17 protein-coding genes are annotated in these 18,197 nt (G+C 73.1%); 14 read left to right on the top strand and 3 right to left on the bottom strand.

All coding sequences use genetic code 11. The features are described 5' to 3' along the window. Nucleotides 1-33 precede the first annotated feature (33 nt). Nucleotides 34-2,856 carry an FtsX-like permease family protein gene (locus ABNF97_RS15705; protein WP_349338962.1) on the bottom strand — a complete coding sequence of 941 codons (2,823 nt, stop codon included), beginning with the start codon at nt 2,854-2,856 and terminating at the stop codon, nt 34-36. Between the two features lie 91 nt (nt 2,857-2,947). Here ABNF97_RS15705 and ABNF97_RS15710 point away from each other — a divergent pair, with 91 nt between their 5' ends. Continuing rightward, on the top strand, nt 2,948-3,604 hold the full coding sequence (locus tag ABNF97_RS15710) for a PadR family transcriptional regulator (RefSeq protein ID WP_349338963.1): 657 nt from the start codon (nt 2,948-2,950) through the stop codon (nt 3,602-3,604). Nucleotides 3,605-3,662: 58 nt separating this feature from the next. Here ABNF97_RS15710 and ABNF97_RS15715 read toward each other — a convergent pair whose 3' ends face one another. After that, a complete protein-coding gene (locus tag ABNF97_RS15715) occupies nt 3,663-4,859 on the bottom strand; it encodes a pyridoxal phosphate-dependent aminotransferase (RefSeq protein ID WP_349338964.1) in 1,197 nt (398 codons plus the stop codon). A gap of 33 nt (nt 4,860-4,892) precedes the next feature. After that, nucleotides 4,893-6,038, bottom strand: a complete 1,146-nt coding sequence (locus ABNF97_RS15720) for an MmpS family transport accessory protein (protein ID WP_349338965.1) — start codon at nt 6,036-6,038, stop codon at nt 4,893-4,895. A gap of 253 nt (nt 6,039-6,291) precedes the next feature. Between ABNF97_RS15720 and glmS the strand changes: the two genes are divergently transcribed. The 13 genes from glmS to ABNF97_RS15785 all read left to right on the top strand — a co-directional run bounded on the left by glmS (nt 6,292) and on the right by ABNF97_RS15785 (nt 18,195). Beyond that, nucleotides 6,292-8,193 (top strand): glutamine--fructose-6-phosphate transaminase (isomerizing), encoded by a 1,902-nt coding sequence (glmS, locus tag ABNF97_RS15725; protein ID WP_130462013.1) that lies wholly within the window; start codon nt 6,292-6,294, stop codon nt 8,191-8,193. A gap of 69 nt (nt 8,194-8,262) precedes the next feature. Beyond that, nucleotides 8,263-8,631, top strand: coding sequence for a holo-ACP synthase (locus tag ABNF97_RS15730; RefSeq protein ID WP_349338966.1), 369 nt, complete (start codon nt 8,263-8,265; stop codon nt 8,629-8,631). A gap of 94 nt (nt 8,632-8,725) precedes the next feature. Further along, nucleotides 8,726-10,198 (top strand): NAD(P)H-hydrate dehydratase, encoded by a 1,473-nt coding sequence (locus ABNF97_RS15735; RefSeq protein ID WP_349338967.1) that lies wholly within the window; start codon nt 8,726-8,728, stop codon nt 10,196-10,198. 65 nt (nt 10,199-10,263) lie between these two features. Beyond that, entirely contained in the window at nt 10,264-11,394 is a 1,131-nt protein-coding gene (gene alr / locus ABNF97_RS15740; protein ID WP_349338968.1) for an alanine racemase, read from the top strand. Nucleotides 11,395-11,700: 306 nt separating this feature from the next. Next, entirely contained in the window at nt 11,701-12,768 is a 1,068-nt protein-coding gene (locus ABNF97_RS15745) for an alpha/beta fold hydrolase (protein WP_349339006.1), read from the top strand. A 9-nt stretch (nt 12,769-12,777) separates the two neighbouring features. Next, a complete protein-coding gene (tsaE, locus tag ABNF97_RS15750) occupies nt 12,778-13,281 on the top strand; it encodes a tRNA (adenosine(37)-N6)-threonylcarbamoyltransferase complex ATPase subunit type 1 TsaE (protein ID WP_130462017.1) in 504 nt (167 codons plus the stop codon). Nucleotides 13,282-13,347: 66 nt separating this feature from the next. After that, on the top strand, nt 13,348-14,034 hold the full coding sequence (locus ABNF97_RS15755; RefSeq protein ID WP_349338969.1) for a uracil-DNA glycosylase: 687 nt from the start codon (nt 13,348-13,350) through the stop codon (nt 14,032-14,034). Nucleotides 14,035-14,124: 90 nt separating this feature from the next. After that, the gene (gene tsaB, locus ABNF97_RS15760; protein WP_349338970.1) at nt 14,125-14,829 is read left to right on the top strand and encodes a tRNA (adenosine(37)-N6)-threonylcarbamoyltransferase complex dimerization subunit type 1 TsaB; all 705 of its coding nucleotides are present in this window, start codon (nt 14,125-14,127) and stop codon (nt 14,827-14,829) included. 113 nt (nt 14,830-14,942) lie between these two features. After that, nucleotides 14,943-15,413, top strand: a complete 471-nt coding sequence (rimI, locus tag ABNF97_RS15765; protein WP_130465828.1) for a ribosomal protein S18-alanine N-acetyltransferase — start codon at nt 14,943-14,945, stop codon at nt 15,411-15,413. Beyond that, complete coding sequence (gene tsaD, locus ABNF97_RS15770) at nt 15,406-16,452, top strand: tRNA (adenosine(37)-N6)-threonylcarbamoyltransferase complex transferase subunit TsaD (protein ID WP_130462020.1); 1,047 nt, start codon at nt 15,406-15,408, stop codon at nt 16,450-16,452. Before rimI ends, tsaD begins: the two co-directional genes overlap by 8 nt. A gap of 43 nt (nt 16,453-16,495) precedes the next feature. Next, nucleotides 16,496-16,750, top strand: coding sequence for a hypothetical protein (locus ABNF97_RS15775; protein WP_130465829.1), 255 nt, complete (start codon nt 16,496-16,498; stop codon nt 16,748-16,750). Between the two features lie 57 nt (nt 16,751-16,807). After that, nucleotides 16,808-17,422, top strand: a complete 615-nt coding sequence (locus ABNF97_RS15780; RefSeq protein WP_130462021.1) for a hypothetical protein — start codon at nt 16,808-16,810, stop codon at nt 17,420-17,422. A 32-nt stretch (nt 17,423-17,454) separates the two neighbouring features. Further along, nucleotides 17,455-18,195, top strand: a complete 741-nt coding sequence (locus ABNF97_RS15785; protein WP_130462022.1) for a hypothetical protein — start codon at nt 17,455-17,457, stop codon at nt 18,193-18,195. Nucleotides 18,196-18,197: the final 2 nt, after the last annotated feature.

The raw sequence follows: 18,197 nt of genomic DNA on the forward strand, positions 1-18,197 counted from the left end.
TGATGATGACCGGGACCCCGGTGTCCGGCATGGCTACTCCTCGGCTAGCAGGTGACCGGCGGGACGCCGGCGTAGCAGGGCCGCCGGGACGAGCGCCGCCAGGCAGGCGACCAGCGCTCCGGCGGCGGCGGTGCCGACCCCGGTGAGGACGACTCCGGTGGAGAGCCCGCCGATCAACGCGGCGGAGCCGGCCAGCCCGACCGCCGTACCGGCCACCGCGCCGAGCAGGCCGATCCCGCCTCCCTCGTACGCCGCGAGCCGGGTCAGCGCGGACTCGGACCAGCCGGTGGCGCGCAGTGCGGCCAGCTCGGCCGCCCGATCGCGGATGTTCAGGTACAGCACGTCGGCGACGGCCGCCGCGCCGAGTAGCACGGTGGCGACGGCGGCGACCGTGTCCGCGGTGCGGACGGTCGCCGAGACGGTGTCCCCGAGCAGGCTGCCCAGCACGGTGTCCCGGAAGGCGTGGTTGACCGCGGCGAGCACGGTGGATGCGGCCACCCCGATGCCGAGCGCTCCGGCGCCGAGTAGGGCCCGGCCCGGCACCCGGGTCAGGTTGAGCCAGGCGAGGCCCAGCACCCCGCGTACCCGACGGGTTCGGCGGACCATCGGGACGGCCGGCCGGAGCGCGGCGGCCGGGTGGGAGCGGGCGGCCCGCAGTGCCGGCCCGGCGCCGGCGACGGCCGCGACCAGCAGCGCCACCGGTACGGCGAGCGCGGCCCGCCGCCAGCCGACGTCGACGCCGAGCACCGCGCCGAGTGGGGCGGCGAGGAGCAGCGCCAGCAGCCCGGCGACGAGGCCGATCAGTGCCACCTCGCCGAGGATCGCCGCCCCGATCCGCCGGGCCGGCCAGCCGAGGCAGGCGAGCACCGCCAGCTCGGTCCGGCGGTCCCGGACGGCGGCGGAGACGGCGTTGGCCAGGAAGAGGGCGCAGACGGCGAGGACGAGCAGGAACAGTACGACGCTCTTCCGGTCCACCGCCTGGACGACCACCGATGCCACGCCGATGGAGGACCAGCCCTCGGTCAGGGTGAGTGGGGGCCGGCCGAACGAGCCGGCGGGCAGCTCGACGGTCTGCGGCGCCGGCGACGACCCGAAGGTGACGTCGACATCCAGTCCGGTACGGGCGGCGATCCGCTCGGCGACCAGCCGGACCCGCCGCTCGGCCTCCTCGGTGTAGCCGGAGACCCCGGCGACCCGGACCCGGATCGCGCTGATCGGGGCGACCCGCTGCGGATCGGTACCGCCGTCGAGCAGTTTCGGTACCGCGGCGAGGCTGGTCAGCAGCAGTGGTGGGCTGGACAGGTAGCCGCTGGGGTTGCCGCCCGGCAGCAGCGGCCGGTCGCCGAGTGCGTCCCGGCTGCGTGGGTCGGCCCCGACGGCCGACGGCGGGGCGTAGGTCTCCAGCGGGACCTCGGAGAGCGCGCTGAACGCGGTCAACCGCTCCGGGTCGAACATGCCGACCGGCTGCCAGCCCATTCCGGGACGGGACTGCTGGTCCGGCTGGCCAAGCTGGCGCAGCGGCCGGAACGCGACGTCCCCGCCGAGCCAGGGCGCCGGGTACGTGCCGACGTCGGAGCCTCGGTACACCGCCGGGTCCGGTTCGGTGACCCTGGGGCGCAGGCTGCCGTCGGGCAGCGGCTCGTACCCGATCGGACCGGCCTGGACGACCGGGGAGAGCCAGCCGGGTGCGGTCTTCTCCCGGATCGCGGTCCGGATCTGGTCCTGGTAGCCGCCGGTCGGGTCGGCGGTCGCGGTACCGGCCGGCTCGCCCTCGGCACCGGCCAGCGCGTTGAGGAGTGGGGCCTGCTGGAGGCCGGCGATCGGGTCCGGCCGCAGCCGGGTGAGGTTGGCCCTGACGGTGCCGTCGAGGTAGGGACGGCTGCTGGCCACCACCGGGACGTTCAAGAACTCCGGACCGAAGCGCCGGTCCTGGACCGTCGTGTCGTCCGAGCTCAGCGGTCGGCCCGCCAGCATCGCGCCGGCCAGGCCCACCAGCCGGTCCTCGGCCGGTGGGTCGACGGCGGCGAGCAGGAAAGGAGCGAACCACCGCACCGGCAGCACCAGGCGGTCGCTGACCGTGGCCGGGCCGCCCTGACTGCCGGTGGGAGCGTGCGGCGAGTTCTCGAACCGGCCGTCGGGCAGCAGCCGGGCGACCAGGACTTCGGCGTATTCGGTCTCCGGGGTGACGCGGGACAGCGTCGGCTCCGGGCTCACGTTGCAGATCGGTTCGGTGTGCCCGTCCGGGAAGATCTCCCGGGGGACGATCCACCCGCTCTCGCAGACGTCCATCGGGTATGCCCGGCCGTCGGTGTACGGGGTCAGCTTCGGGAACTCGCCGTCGCGCATGACCGGGTAGGCGAGGGGGTTCCGGGTCAGGTAGACGTAGCGCGGCTTCGCCGCCGTACGGGACAGGCCGCGTTCGGCCAGGAAGGTGAGGTCAGCCTGGATCACCTGCCGTTCGGCGGACCGGTCCACCGCGTCGGTGAGGTCGAGGTCGGCCCACATCTCGTGGAGGGAGTAGCCGAGCATCGCCACCGGAGCCGCGACGTCGACGCCGTCGACCGTGCGCACCCGCTCGTACTGGTCAATGCTGATGCCGCCGAAGAGCCCGGAGAGGTAGTTGGGGCGGACGACACCCCGCTGGGCCTCCAGGTCGGTCTGGGTGCCGTTCGGCCGGACGAGAATGTCGTACGCGGCGCGGGTTTCACGTTGCACCTGGTCGCTCAGGCGCAGTTGGGAGGTGGTGGTGGTGCCGGTCAGTACGACGAATCCGGTGGTCGCGACGAGCACACCGGCCAACAGGGCGAGTGACCGTCCGAGCCGGACCCGCAGCTGCCGCCAGACGAATCGGAGCACCGGCCGCCTCCTTGTCTTCCGCAGGAACACTCTGCGGCATACATTGTGACAATGCAAGAGGCCGCGGGTCCGGCCGGAAGGTGGAACAGGCATGGCCATCCAGCACGCGGTACTCGCGCTGCTCGCCGAGGGCCCGAGCTACGGCTACGAGCTGAAGGGTGCCTTCGAGTCGGCGGTCGGTCCACAGTGGGGAAAGCTGAACATCGGGCACCTCTACCAGATCCTCGACCGGCTCGCCCGGGACGGACTGGTCCGGGCCGAACGGCAGGCGCAGCCGGTCAAGCCGGACCGGGTGGTCTACGAGATCACCCCGGCCGGTCGGGTCGAACTGTCCCGCTGGCTGGCCGAGCCGAGCCCGCGCAGCGGCGGGTTCCGGGACGACTTCTTCCTCAAGGTGACCGCCGCCGCCCGATCCGGCTCGGCGGAGGTGGTGCGGACCGTCCTCGCCAACCAGCGCGGCTACCTGTTACGCGAGCTGCGCAACCTCGGCACGCTGCGCCGGGAGGCGACCGACGTCGTGGTCGGCCTGCTGCTCTCCGCGGCGAGCCGGCACGTCGAGGCCGACCTGGCCTTCCTCGACGACGCCGAGACGGCCCTGCTGGACGGTGCCCGGATACGTGTCCCGGCCGGCCGGGCGACACCGACCCCGCCGGTAGCGGCCGACCCGGCGCGCGACCGTCCGGGGCTGGCCGATTCGGCGCGCGACCGTTCGGGACCGGCGCCGAAGGATCTCGCCGAGGGTGCCTGACCGGCCCGGCGACGCCGCGTCGGCCGGCAGCGCGGTGCGGCGTGCCTGACCCGGGTCGTCAGCCGGTGGCGCTGCGCAGGGTGCGCAGCCGGGTCGCGGCCTCGGCCAGGACCTCGGGGCGCTTGCAGAAGGCGAACCGGACCAGCCGTCGTCCCGCCTCGACCTGGTCGTAGAAGACCTGGGTCGGCACGGCGACCACCCCGCAGCGCTCCGGCAGCGAACGGCAGAACTCCACCCCGTCCCGCCCGCCCAGCGCGGTGATGTCGGCGGTGACGAAATAGGTCCCGTCCGGGACCAGCACCTCGAACCCGGCCTCGACCAGACCGGCGGAGAGCTGGTCCCGCCGGGCCTGGAGGTCGGCCCGGTAATCGTGGTAGTAGCCGTCCGGCAGGGCCAGCGCCACCGCGACCGCCGGTTGCAGCGGCGCGCCGCCCGCGAAGGTGAGGAACTGCTTGACCCGCGTCGTCGCCGCGACGAGTGGGGCCGGCCCACTGGCCCAGCCGATCTTCCAGCCGGTGCAGGAGAACGTCTTGCCCGCCGAGGAGATCCGCAGGGTCCGCTCCCACATGCCCGGCAGGGTGGCCAGCGGGATGTGCGGCGTACCGGCGTCGGTGAAGACCAGGTGCTCGTACACCTCGTCGGTGACCGCGAGGGTGCCGAACTCCTGGCACAACCGCGCAATCAGCGCCAGCTCCTCGGCGTCGAAGACCTTGCCGGTCGGGTTGTGCGGGGAGTTGAGCAGCACCAGCCGGGTCCGTGGCCCGAAGGCGGCACGCAGTTGCGCCGGGTCGAAGGCGTACCGGCCGCCCTCGACCGGGCGGAGCGTGACCGGCCGCCGGACCGCGCCGGCCAGCGCGATCGAGGCGGCGTACGAGTCGTAGTAGGGCTCGAAGCAGACCACCTCGTCGCCGGGCTCGCAGAGTCCGAGGATCGCCGCCGCGATCGCCTCGGTCGCCCCGGCGGTGATCAGCACCTGCCCGTCCGGATCGTAGTCCAGGCCCCAGAACCGGCGCTGGTGTGCGGCGACGGCGGCGCGCAGCGCCGGGACGCCCGGACCGGGTGGGTACTGGTTCTGCCCGCCGTGCAGCGCCGCCACCGCCGCCGCGAGCATCTCGGGTGGCCCATCCGTGTCCGGAAAGCCCTGCCCCAGGTTGACCGCGCCGGTACGCACCGCCAGCGCCGACATCTCCGCGAAGATGGTGGTGCCGAACGGGCGCATCCGGCGGACCAGGGGATCGGAGTCCGTTGTCGTCACCCCCGTCACCCTAGAGGGGCGTACGCCATCGGGTCAGATCCCGAAGTCCGAGCAGGTGACGGTCGCGTAGTTGCCGCTGGAGGCCTTGTCCACGGTGACCTCGCCATCGACCGTGATCTTGCAGGAGATGTCGCCGGAGCCACCGCCGGTGCGGATCGCCACCACCGTCTTCAGCTTGTTTTCGGGGATCTTGACCTCCTTCCGCCACGGCAGTTCGACCGAGGAGGAGTGCACCTGCTTGCCGGCACCGTCGATGTAGGAGAGTGCGACCCGGCCCTCCCCGGTCACCTCGTAGACCACCGTCTGGCCGCTGCTGCCCCGGTCGCCCCCGTCCTGCCCGTCCCCGGTGGACGGGCCCGGGGTGGCGTCGAGGCTCGTCTCGACCGAGTCCCGCAACCGGTCCATGAACGACAGCGGGCCGAGGCAGAGGCCGACGCAGGCCAGCAGTACGACCACCACCACGCCCACGATCACGATGATCATGGTCTTGTTGCTCTTCTTCGGCGGTGCCGGCGGGAACGGTCCGCCGGGGTACCCGGGCTGTCCGGGCTGTCCCGGCTGTCCGGGTTGCCCCGGCTGGCCGTATCCGGGGTAGCCGCCGGCGCTGGCCGCCGCGTAGGGGTCGGTCCCGGGAGGGCTGGACTGCGGCGGGTAGACGCCGTAACCGGCGTCCTGCTGGTTCGGCGCCCCGCTGGTGGGGTATGGCGTGGCTGGTGGGCCGGACTGCGGCGGGTACGCCGGGCCGGCACCGTAGGCCGGGGCCGGCGGCTGGCCCGGGTTGGCCTGCTGCGGCTGGGCGTACGGATTCGGCTGCTGCTGGGGTTGGCCGTACCCGGCCGCCTGCGGCGGCTGCCCCCAGGCCGGCTGCCCGTACGGGTTGGCCTGCGGCGGCTGGCCGTACGTGCCGGGTTGGGCCGGGGGCTGGCCGTACGCGCCCGGTTGGGCCGGCGGCTGGCCGTACCCGCCCGGTTGGGCCGGGGGCTGCCCGTAGGTGCCCGGCTGGGGCGGCTGGCCGTAGCCGGGGGGCTGCGGCGGGGCGTACCTGGTCGTCGGGGCGTCGTCCTCCTCCTCGGCCGGGTTGTCCGGGCGGGGCTGCTGTGGCGGGCCGAACTTCGTTGTCGGCGGCTCGTGCTCGGCGGAGGGGTCGTACGGGTTGGGCGGAGGCGGCGAGTCGGTCATCGGGTCTGACTCCAGATATGGCGGACAGCAGGGGGGCGGCGGGCAGGGGAGGCGCCGGAGGAGATGGCAACGAATGCGCCAGTCACGGTACCTCGTCCTCGCTGGGCGCGATGTACCGGTGAAGGGCGGGCGGGCTGGCAGAACGGGTGCTCGCCCGGTTCTCCGGGCGGGCCAGGATACCGAGCAGATTCGGTGATCGAACAGGCACCTTTCGAGCAGGCTAGATGAGCGAACTTAGGTTAGGCTGCGGGCCATGTGCGGAATCGTGGGTTACGCCGGCGCCAGGCCGGCGCTGAGCATCGTGCTGGACGGGTTGCGGCGGCTGGAGTACCGCGGCTACGACTCGGCCGGCGTGGCGGTCGTCTCCGACGGCGAGCTGCTGACCGAGAAGAGGGCCGGCAAGCTGGCCAACCTGGAGAAGGCGCTCGCCGAGCGGCCGGCGACCGACGACGGTGCCGCATTCGGCATCGGCGCCGGGACCACCGGCATCGGTCACACCCGGTGGGCCACCCACGGTGGGCCCACCGACCGCAACGCCCACCCGCACCGGGCCGCCGACGGCCGGGTGGCCGTGATCCACAACGGCATCATCGAGAACTTCGCCAAGCTCCGCGCCGAACTGGAGGCCGACGGCGTCGAGTTCACCAGCGACACCGACACCGAGTGCGCCGCGCATTTGCTCGCCGGTGAGCTCGCCCGGCTGCGCGCCGCAGGCGAGCCCGACGGGCCGGCGCTGCTGGCCACCGCGATGCGGCAGGTCTGCCAGCGGCTGGAGGGGGCGTTCACGCTGCTCGCGGTGGACGCCGCGATCCCCGGCGCGGTGGTCGGGGCCCGACGCAACTCACCGCTGGTGGTCGGGCGCGGGGTCGGGGAGAACTACCTGGCCAGCGACGTCTCGGCGTTCATCGAGCACACCCGGGACGCGGTCGAACTGGGTCAGGACCAGGTCGTACTCATCACCTCGGAGGCCATCGAGATCACCGACTTCACCGGTGCGCCGGCCACCGGCAAGGACTTCCACATCGACTGGGACGCCTCCGCCGCCGAGAAGGGCGGCTACGACTACTTCATGCTGAAGGAGATCGCCGAGCAGCCGCAGGCGATCGCGGACACCCTGCTCGGCCGGCTCAAGGAGACCGGCGAGATCGTGCTGGACGAGGTCCGCCTCTCCGACCAGGACCTGCGGGACGCCGACAAGATCTTCATCGTCGCCTGCGGCACCTCCTACCACGCCGGCATGGTGGCGAAGTACGCCATCGAGCACTGGACCCGGATCCCCTGCGAGGTCGAGCTGGCCAGCGAGTTCCGCTACCGCGACCCGGTCCTCGACCGGTCCACCCTGGTCGTGGCGATCTCCCAGTCCGGCGAGACCATGGACACCCTGATGGCGTTGCGGCACGCCAAGGAGCAGAAGGCCCGGGTGCTGGCGATCTGCAACACCAACGGCTCCACCATCCCCCGCGAGTCCGACGCCGTGCTCTACACGCACGGTGGTCCAGAGGTCGCGGTCGCCTCCACCAAGGCGTTCCTCACCCAGGTGGTGGCCTGCTACCTGATCGGTTTGCACCTGGCCCAGGTGCGCGGCATCAAGTACGCCGACGAGGTGGCCGCGGTGGTGGACCAGCTCCAGGAGATGCCGGAGAAGCTCCGCGAACTGCTCGCCGGCATCGAACCGGTACGGGAACTCGCCCGCGAGCTCAAGACCGCGCCGACGGTGCTCTTCATCGGCCGGCACGTGGGCTTCCCGGTCGCCCTGGAGGGTGCGCTCAAGCTCAAGGAACTCGCCTACATGCACGCCGAGGGGTTCGCGGCGGGCGAGTTGAAGCACGGCCCGATCTCGCTGATCGACCAGGGCACCCCGGTGGTCTGCATCGTGCCGTCCCCGGCCGGTCGGGGCATGCTGCACGACAAGATCGTCTCCAACATCCAGGAGATCCGGGCCCGGGGCGCCCGCACGATCGTGATCGCCGAGCAGGGCGACGAGGCGGTTGCGCCGTACGCGGACCACTTGATCTACGTACCGCGTACCCCGACCCTGCTGGCCCCGCTGGTGACCACGGTGCCGTTGCAGGTGCTCGCCTGCGAGATCGCCGCTGCCCGGGGGCACGACGTCGACCAGCCGCGCAACCTGGCCAAGTCGGTAACCGTGGAGTGAGCCGGCAACGGTGGAGTGGGCCGGCCACGGTGGAGTGTGCGGTGCGGTGCCCGCCGGTAGGGTGAGGCGGTGATCGTCGCGGTCGGCATCGACGTCGTGCTGGTGGATCGGTTCGCCCGGGCGCTCGCCCGCACCCCGCTGCTGGCCGACCGGCTCTTCACGGAGGCGGAACGGGTCACCGTGTCGGGTAATCCGCGTTCGGCCGAGTCGCTCGCCGCCCGGTTCGCCGCGAAGGAGGCGGTGGCCAAGGCGCTGGGCGCCCCGGCCGGGCTGCACTGGCACGACTGCGAGGTGGTCGCCGACCCGGACGGGCGGCCGTGGCTGACGGTCGCCGGCGCCGTCGCCGCCGCCGCCACCGAACGCGGGGTACAGCGCTGGCACCTGTCGCTGTCGCACGACGGTGGGATCGCCTCGGCGATGGTGGTGGCGGAGCGATGAGGACCAGGCAGCGAAGGCGGCGCGTGATGCGGACGGCAGCGTGACGAGGACGGCGCAGCGATGAGGGCGGCAGCGTGACGAGGGCGGCGCAGCGATGAGGGCGGCGTGGCGTGTGGCGGACGTGCGCGCCGCCGAGCGGGCCCTGATGGACACGCTGCCGGCCGGCACCCTGATGCGACGCGCCGCCGGCGGGCTGGCCGGGCACTGCTCCCGGCTGCTCGCCGAGCGCGGCGGCGGGGTCTACGGTGCCCGGGTGCTGCTGCTCGTCGGCTCCGGCGACAACGGTGGCGACACCCTCTTCGCGGGTGCCCGGCTCGCCGGTCGGGGCGCGGCGGTGAGTGCGGTGCTGCTGGCCTCCGGGCGGGTGCACCAGGGCGGCCTCGCCGCGTTCCGGGCGGCCGGCGGGCGGGTGGTGGACGGGCTGCCGGACCGCGCCGACCTGGTGCTGGACGGGATCGTCGGGATCGGTGGCTCGGGCGGGCTGCGCGAGCCGGCGGCCCGGCTGGTGGCCGGACTGCCCGGCCTGACCGGCCGCTCCGGGGACCGGCCGCCGGTGGTGGCGGTGGACGTGCCGAGCGGGGTCGAGGTGGACACCGGCGACGTGCCGCGCTCCGTCGGCCTGCCCAGCACGGTGACCGCCGACCTGACGGTCACCTTCGGCTGCCTGAAGCCCGCCCTGGTGGTCGGGGCGGCCGCACCCCGGGCCGGGCAGGTCGAGCTGGTCGACATCGGGCTCGGCCCGTGGCTGCGGGGCACCGCGGCGGTACGGATCACCGAGTGGTCGGACGTGTGCGACTGGTGGCCCCGGCTCGGTCCCGAGGAGGAGAAGTACAGCCGGGGCGTGGTGGGGCTGGCCACGGGTTCGGCGACGTACCCGGGTGCGGCGGTGCTCTCGGTCGGTGGCGCGGTCGCCGGACCGACCGGCATGATCCGGTACGCCGGTGGCGCCCGTGCCGAGGTGCTGCGCCGCTATCCGTCGGTGGTCGCCGCCGAACGGGTCAACGACGCCGGCCGGGTGCAGTCCTGGGTCTGCGGCTCCGGGCTCGGCACCGACGCCACCGCCGCCACCGAGCTGCGCTGCGTACTCGCCGCCCCGGTGCCGGTGGTGCTGGACGCGGACGCGCTCACCCTGCTGGTGGACGGCTCGATGGCGGAGCGGCTGCGGGACCGGGACGCGCCGATCGTGGTCACCCCGCACGACCGCGAGTACGCCCGGCTCTGCGGTGAGCCGCCCGGTGGCGACCGGGTGGGGGCCGCGCTGCAACTGGCCACCTGGATGAACGCGGTGGTACTCCTCAAGGGCGACCGGACGGTGATCGCCACCCCGGACGGACGGGCCTTCGCCAACCCGACCGGTACCCCGGCGCTGGCCACCGGCGGCACCGGGGACGTACTCGCCGGGTTGCTCGGCTCGCTGCTCGCCGCCGGCCTGCCGGCGGAGCGGGCGGCGACCGCCGCCGCTTACCTGCACGGTCTGGCCGGCCAGGAGGCGGCCCGGCGCGGCCCGGTGATCGCCGCCGACGTGGTCGCCGCGCTGCGCCCGGTGATCGCCAGGCTGCCCCGGTGACCGCCGGACTGTCCTGGTCACGCCACCCGGGGCACATTCGATCTACTGTTCAGTAGGCTGAACATATGTGGCAGGCCGAGGTACGTGTCGATCTTGACGCGATCCGCGACAACGTCGCCCGACTGCGGTCCGGGACGGGCGCCGAGCTGATGGCCGTGGTCAAGGGCGACGGGTACGGCCACGGCATGCTGCCGGTCGCCGGGGCGGCGCTCGACGCCGGAGCGGACTGGTTGGGCGTCTGCACCCTGGACGAGGCGTTGACGCTGCGGCGGGCCGGGATCACCGCGCCGGTGCTGGCCTGGCTGCTGGCGCCCGGGCTGGCGCTGCACGAGGGGGTGACCGCCGGGATCGACCTGGCCGCCGCCAGTCTCGGCCAGCTCGCCGAGCTGGCCGCCGCCGCCGAGCGGGCCGGCCGACCGGCCCGGGCCCATCTCAAGATCGACACTGGCCTGTCCCGGGGCGGCGCGACCGTCGACGACTGGCCCGAGCTGCTCGACGCGGCGGCGAAGGCCCAGGCCGACGGGCTGATCGAGGTGGTCGGGGTCTGGAGCCACCTGGTCTGCGCCGACGTGCCCACGAACGCCACCACCGACCGGCAACTCGCGGTCTTCGCCGAGGGACTGGCCCTGGCCGAGCGGGCCGGGCTGCGCCCCCGCTACCGGCACCTGGCCAACTCGGCGGCCACGCTGACCCGGCCCGACACCCACTTCGACCTGGTCCGCCCCGGCATCGCCATGTACGGGCTGTCGCCGGTGCCGGGCGAGCGGTTCGGGCTGCGGCCGGCGATGACCGCCCGGGCCCGGGTGACGCTCACCAAGCGGGTACCGGCCGGCACCGGGATCTCCTACGGGCACACCTACCGGACCGAGCGGGAGACGACCCTGGCCGTCGTGCCGCTGGGTTACGCCGACGGGGTGCCCCGGCACGCCTCGAACGTCGGCCCGGTCCAGCTCGCCGGTGCCCGGCGGCGGATCGCCGGTCGGGTCTGCATGGACCAGATCGTGCTGGACTGCGGCGACGACCCGGTCGCCCCGGGCGACGTGGCGACGCTCTTCGGCAGCGGCGCGGACGGCGGACCGACCGCCGACGACTGGGCCGAGGCGGTCGGCACCATCAACTACGAGATCGTCACCCGGTTCGGCGGGGTCCGGGTACCCCGGATCTACGACGGAGCGCGTCGTGAGTGCGAGGAGTGAGCCGGGGTTGCGAGCCCCGCAGTCACGAACTCGGGGCGCGTCGTGAGTGCGAGGAGTGAGCCGGGGTTGCGAGCCCCGCAGTCACGAACTCGGGGCGCGTCGTGAGTGCGAGGAGTGAGCCGGGGTTGCGAGCCCCGCAGTCACGAACTCGGAGCGCGTCGTGAGTGCGAGGAGTGAGCCGGGGTTGCGAGCCCCGCAGTCACGAACTCGGAGCGCATCGTGAGTGCGAGGAGTGAGCCGGGGTTGCGAGTGTCCCGGCTGCCGGTGCAGCGGCAGCCGTCCGGGCGTACCCAGAACCGGACCGGAATTCTCCGGGTGGCCGGCCTCATCGGCGCGGCGGCCGGGGTCGCGGCGGCCGGCATCGCCGCCGGGGTGGCCGCCGAGCGGGCCGTGGTACGCCGTTCCAAGACCGCACCCGGCGACCGGTACGCGGCGGAGCCGTTCGGGGCGCTGCCCTACGACGAGTCCTGCACCGTCTCCACCCCCGACGGCACCGACATCCACGTGGAACTGGTCGGGCCGCCGGCCGGTCCGGGGCGGCCGACCCTGGTCTTCGTGCACGGCTTCTGCCTGGACATGGGGACCTTCCACTTCCAGCGCAAGATCCTCACCGAGCTGGGCGAGGACCGGATGGTCTTCTACGACCAGCCGGGGCACGGCCGGTCTGGCCGGCTGAAGTCCGGCGAGTACCAGCTTCAGTCGCTCGGCGAGACGCTCCGGTCGGTGATCGACCGGACGGCGCCGACCGGGCCGCTGGTGCTGATCGGGCACTCGATGGGCGGCATGACCGTCATGGCGTTCGCGGAGCGCTATCCGGAGCTGTTCGCCGAGCGGGTGATCGGCACGGTGCTGATGGCCACCTCGGGTGGGCTGGTGGCGGAGACGAAGTTCGGCCTTCCGACGATCGTGGCCCGGGCCGGCGCACCACTGCTGCCGGTGGTCGACAACGCCACCCGGCTGACCGGCAGCGTGATCGACCGGGCCCGGCGCGCCTCGGCAAACCTGGCCTGGCTGCTCACCCGCCGGTACGGCTTCGGCACCCCCACCCCGAGCCCGGCGCTGGTCTCCTATGTGGAGAGGATGAACTCGCGGACCTCGACCGAGACGGTGGCCCGCTACCTGCGCACCATCTACACCCATGCCCGCTATCCGGTGCTGGCCGCGCTGCGGAACACGCCGACGCTCGTCATCGTGGGTGAGCGCGACATGATCACTCCGGTCACCCACTCCGAGGAGATCGTCGGATGGCTGCCGGACGCCGAGTACGTCAAGGTGCCCGACAGCGGGCACGTGGTGATGCTGGAACACGCCGACGAGGTCAACACGGCACTGCTGGACTTCCTCGACCGGCTGCCCGGCCGAGGAAGGGACTGAGCTGTCCGGATGAGAGACGCGTTGCACGGTGCCGAACTGGTCCACGAGCTGCCGACGGTGGCGGACACCCACGAGTTCGGGCGGCGGCTCGGCGGGCTGCTCCGCACCGGGGACCTGCTGGTGCTCACCGGCCCGCTGGGCGCCGGCAAGACCGCCCTGGTGCAGGGGATCGCCGCCGGGCTGGGGGTACGCGGCGAGATCACCTCGCCGACCTTCGTGATCGCCCGGGTGCACCGGCCCGATCCGGCCCGAGGTGGCCGGGTGACGCTGGTGCACGCGGACGCGTACCGGCTGGGCAGTGCGGTCGACCCCCGGGCCGAGATCGACGATCTCGACCTGGACGCCTCGGTGGACGACGCGGTCACCGTGGTCGAGTGGGGGGAGGGCATGGTCGAGCACCTCGCCGACACGCATCTGCGGGTGCTCATCGACCGGCGGGACGACGACACCCGGCGGATCGAGCTGGTGCCGGTCGGCGGGGACTGGGCCGACAGGCTCGCCGGGCTGCGCTGAGGTTTCCGGCTGTCGTACCGGACTTCTAGAGTGCGGGAAACGTTCGCGGCGCTCGAAAGGTTACCGATGACCCTGGATCTTCCAGCCCTGCTGCCTCCGGCCTGGCGGGTGGCGCTGGACCCGCACCTCGACGCGGCCCGGACCGCCGCGTTGAGCGAGTTCGTCGCCGGCGAATACGCGACCCAGACCGTCTTCCCGCCCCTGGCGGACCTCTTCGCCGCCTACCGGCTCTGCGCGCCCGAGGACTGCCGGGTGCTGATCCTCGGTCAGGACCCGTACCACAAGGCGGGGCAGGCGCACGGGCTCAGCTTCAGCGTCCGGGACGGTGTCTCGGTGCCGCCGTCGCTGCGCAACGTCTTCAAGGAGCTCGCCGACGACCTCGGGGTGCCGGTGTCGCGCGGCGGCAACCTGACCCGCTGGGCGAGCCAGGGCGTGCTGCTGCTCAACGCGGTGCTGACCGTCCGGCAGGCGGCCCCGGGCTCGCACGGCAACAAGGGTTGGGAAGCGTTCACCGACGCCACCATCAAGGCCCTCGACGCCCGCCCGGAGCGGATCGTCTTCCTGCTCTGGGGCGGATACGCGCGCAAGAAGGCCGCGCTGGTCACCAATCCGGCGCACGTGGTGCTGGAGGCCGGCCACCCGAGCCCGATGAACCCGCGTGGGTTCCTCGGCAGTCGCCCCTTCAGCGCCTGCAACAAGGCGCTCGCGGACGCCGGCCGGCCCACCGTCGACTGGGACCTGTCGGTCCGCTGACGGGTGGTGCTCTCAGCGCACCGAGGCTCACCGCCGCCATCGCCCCGGGGCGCGCCCAGCGCCGGGGGACCGTCCGGTTAGGGTGCCTATGTGCTCGTACTCGTGCTGGACTCCTCGACCCCGGCGGTGACCGCCGCGCTGGCGGAGATCACCGCCGACGCGGTCGCGCCGCGCGGCGAGCGCAGCGTCGTCGACGCCCGGGCTCACGGCGAACTGCTCGCGCCGCAGGTCTCCGAGCTGCTCGCCGAGGCCGGTGCCCGCCCGGCCGACCTGGCGGCCGTGGTTGCCGGGGTCGGGCCCGGGCCGTTCACCGGGCTGCGGGTCGGCCTGGTCACCGCGGCGAGCATGGGGCAGACGCTGGGCATCCCCACCTACGGCGTACCCTCGCTCGACGCCATCGGACACGCCGCGACCCACCCGCGGTCCGGGGCGGCGGCTGCGGAGTCGGGGCCGGTGCTGGTGGCCACCGACGCCCGGCGCCGGGAGATCTACTGGGCGGTCTACGACCTGGCCGGCCAACGGCTGGCCGGGCCGGAGGTCGACACCCCGGCCGCCGTCGCCGAGCGGGCCAGGGAGCTGGGTGTCCGGGTCGCGGTCGGCGAGGGGGCCCGCCGGTACGCCGACATCCTCGGGCTGCCACCGGGAGCCGGGCCGCTCTACCCTCCGCCGTACGCCCTGGCGGAGCTGGCGGCCGAGCGGGTCCGGGCCGGCGCCCCCGGTGACCAGCTCACCCCGCTCTATTTGCGCCGGCCGGACGCGGTGGCGGCGGCCGGGCGCAAGCCGGTCCTCCAGTGAACCCTTTTCAACCTGAACCGCGTGGCGCTCAGGCACCGCCTCCGTACCGGCGTTCGGCCGGACCGCGCGGGGGGGTGGAAAAGGGTTCAGTGCGGGCGGTGGTCGACGAGGGCATGGCGCACACGGTCAGGCTGGGCCCGTTCCGCTGGTGGCACATCTCCGAGGCGCTGCCGATCGAGGCGGAGCTGTTCGGCGTCGAGCAGTGGTCGGCGGCGATGTTCTGGAACGAACTGGCGAACCGGCACTACTATCTCGCGGCGCTGGACGCCACCGACGCGCTGATCGGGTACGCCGGGCTCGCCGTCGTCCCGCCGGACGAGGCGTGGGTGCAGAACGTGGCCGTGCGGCGGGACGCCCAGCGGACCGGCATCGGCCGGATGCTGCTGGTCGAGCTGCTGGCCGAGGCCACCCGGCGCGGCGTACGCCGGGTACTGCTGGAGGTGGCGGTGGACAACGCTCCGGCCCAGCGGCTCTACGCGGCGTACGGCTTCGAGCCGGTGGGCGTGCGGCGCGGCTACTACCAACCGAGCAACACCGACGCGCTGGTGATGCAGGTCGAGCTGGAGCGGGCGGACAATGGCTGACGAACCACTCATCCTCGGGATCGAGACGTCCTGCGACGAGACCGGCGTCGGTGTCGTACGCGGACACACGCTACTCGCCGACGCGCTGGCGTCCAGTGTGGACGAGCATGCCCGGTTCGGTGGGGTGGTGCCGGAGGTGGCCAGCCGGGCGCACCTTGAGGCGATCGTGCCGACGATGCGCCGCGCGCTGGACGACGCCGGCGTGACCCTGGCCGACATCGACGCGATCGCGGTCACCGCCGGCCCCGGCCTGGCCGGCGCGCTGCTGGTCGGGGTGGCCGCCGCCAAGGGCTACGCGCTGGCCGCCGAGAAGCCGGTGTACGGGGTCAACCACCTGGCCGCGCACGTCGCGGTGGACACCCTCGAACACGGCCCGCTGCCCGAGCCGGCGATCGCACTGCTGGTCTCCGGTGGACACTCCTCGCTGCTGCTGGTGGACGACCTGGCCGCCGGGGTCACCCCACTCGGCGCCACCATCGACGACGCCGCCGGGGAGGCGTTCGACAAGGTGGCCCGGCTGCTCGGGCTGCCGTTCCCGGGCGGTCCGCCGATCGACCGGGAGGCACGCTCCGGCACCCCGGACGCGATCGCCTTCCCGCGCGGGCTGACCGCGCCGAAGGATCTCGCCGCGCACCGGTTCGACTTCTCGTTCTCCGGGCTCAAGACGGCGGTGGCCCGCTGGGTGGAGGCGAAGCAGCGGGCCGGTGAGCCGGTGCCGGTGCCGGACGTGGCCGCCTCGTTCCAGGAGGCGGTCTGCGACGTACTGACCGGCAAGGCGATCGCGGCCTGCCGGGACCGGGGCGTCGAGACACTGGTGCTCGGCGGAGGCGTGGCGGCGAACTCCCGGCTGCGGGCGCTGGCCGAGGAGCGGGCGGCGAAACACGGCATCCGGGTCCGGGTACCCCGGCCCAGGCTCTGCACCGACAACGGCGCGATGGTCGCGGCGCTCGGCTCGCACCTGGTCGCCGCGGGGGTGGCGCCGAGCCGACTGGACCTGCCCGCGGATTCCGCCATGCCGCTCACGATCGTCAGCGTGTAGTGTTCCGGCGGCGTCGAGGGCGGTGGGGAGCGTGATGGCCGACGTGATCGTACGAATGTGGGAGGTACGCGCCGAGCCGGCCGGCTTCGCCGACCTGCTCTCCTGGGTCTGCGACACCGCACTGCCGGAGCTGGAGCACAACCCGCTGCACATCTCCAGTGAGGTCTTCTCCTCCACCGACAACCGGCTGGTGGTCATCTCGAAGTGGCGGGCCAGCCCGGTCTCGCTGCCCGACCCGCCGGCCCGGATGCTCGCCCGTACTCCACACGTCTGGGACTTCACCCAGGTGGATCGCTAACCTACTGTCGCAACACCGACCACCCACAGTGTCGCCCTGATCTGCCATCATGACCGGGTGCTGAGCGGGGTGCATCGATATCGGCTGTCAGTAGGATTCCACGGCAGCCGAGCGATCCGCGTCGTGTTCATGGTGTTGCTCGGCGGCTTGGCCGCCGGCGCGGCGATGTGTGCCGGCGCCCTATTCGGCCTTGTGTGGATAGCCATCCTGGCTCCTGGCGATCCGGATGGCCCCGAGCGGTGGGGTCTGCTGCCGATCGCGCTGGCCACACTGGCTGCCGGGGCGGTCGTCGCCTATACCGCGCTACGGGTCACGAGGGTGATACGCACCGACGCCTGGTTGGAGGGAAGCAGGCTTACGGTACGAGTCATCCGGGATCGGACGGTCGAGCTTTCCCGCGCCACCTCCGTGGCGGTGCGTGTGACCGACAGGCCGCTCATCGGTCCGGTTCGCCGTACCGGTGTGATCGGACCCGCACCAATGGCGGCTGTGCTCGTAGTCATCTCCGAGGGCAGGACCGTGCATCTTCGACTCGCTAACCCGGATGCCATCCAGCTACCACGGGATCAACTCTTGGCGCTGGCCAGCGCGCTGTCCGTGGCACGTTGTCCAGGCGCTGTGGAGACCGTCACCTGGCTACGTAGATCGGCGGCGGGTGCCGGCACGGGCTGACCCCTTGGTCCGAACGGAAGGTGTGGGGGACTTTGCACAGCGAGTATGGATTCGACGGGTTGCGCCAGCAGGCCGAGCTGATCGGTTGGCGGCTGGACATCGACGGCGTCACGGGTACCGGCACCGATCGGACCGGCGCTGTCCGCGCTCACCTCAATGACGAGGGGCGCGTGTCCCATATGGAGGTCGACCGGTCCTGGTGGCGCGATCTCGGCCCGGATCGGTTGGAGGCGGCGATCCTGGAGGCGACGACTCAGGCGGCCAACGATCGAGTAGCGGCATGGTCGGCGCGGGTAGCCGAGCGAGCAGACGCCGAGGCGTCGCCCGATCGGCCACTGACCGATCGCCGACAGACCGACGTCCGACCCTGGGGCGGCGAAACCGAGCGGCCGACGGAGGGCAGCGACCGGGGCGAAGAGTTGATCCGGATGCTCGAGCTTCTGCGGGTCGCGGCGTCCGAACTGGATGACTACCGCCACCGCGCAGCGGAGGCTGTCAGGCAACCGGTCAGCGGGCGGCGCGAGGGTGATCGGGTCGCCGTGTGGCTGACGGGTGGCCAGGTGACGGCCGTGGAAATCAGCCGGCGGTGGTTGCATCAGCAGCCGACCGGCCGGGCCATCGCCGACGAGGTCGAGTTGGCCTGCTTCGAATCCTACCGACAGCTGGATCTCCAGACTGGGTCCACGTTCGCGGCATTGCCCGCCGTGGCGGAGGTGAGGGAACTCGCCGCCAATCCGGCCGCGCTGTTACGCCGGCTGGGCCTCGGTAGCTAACC

The sequence above is a fragment of the Plantactinospora sp. B6F1 genome, assembly GCF_040120695.1.
Lineage (GTDB): Bacteria > Actinomycetota > Actinomycetes > Mycobacteriales > Micromonosporaceae > Plantactinospora.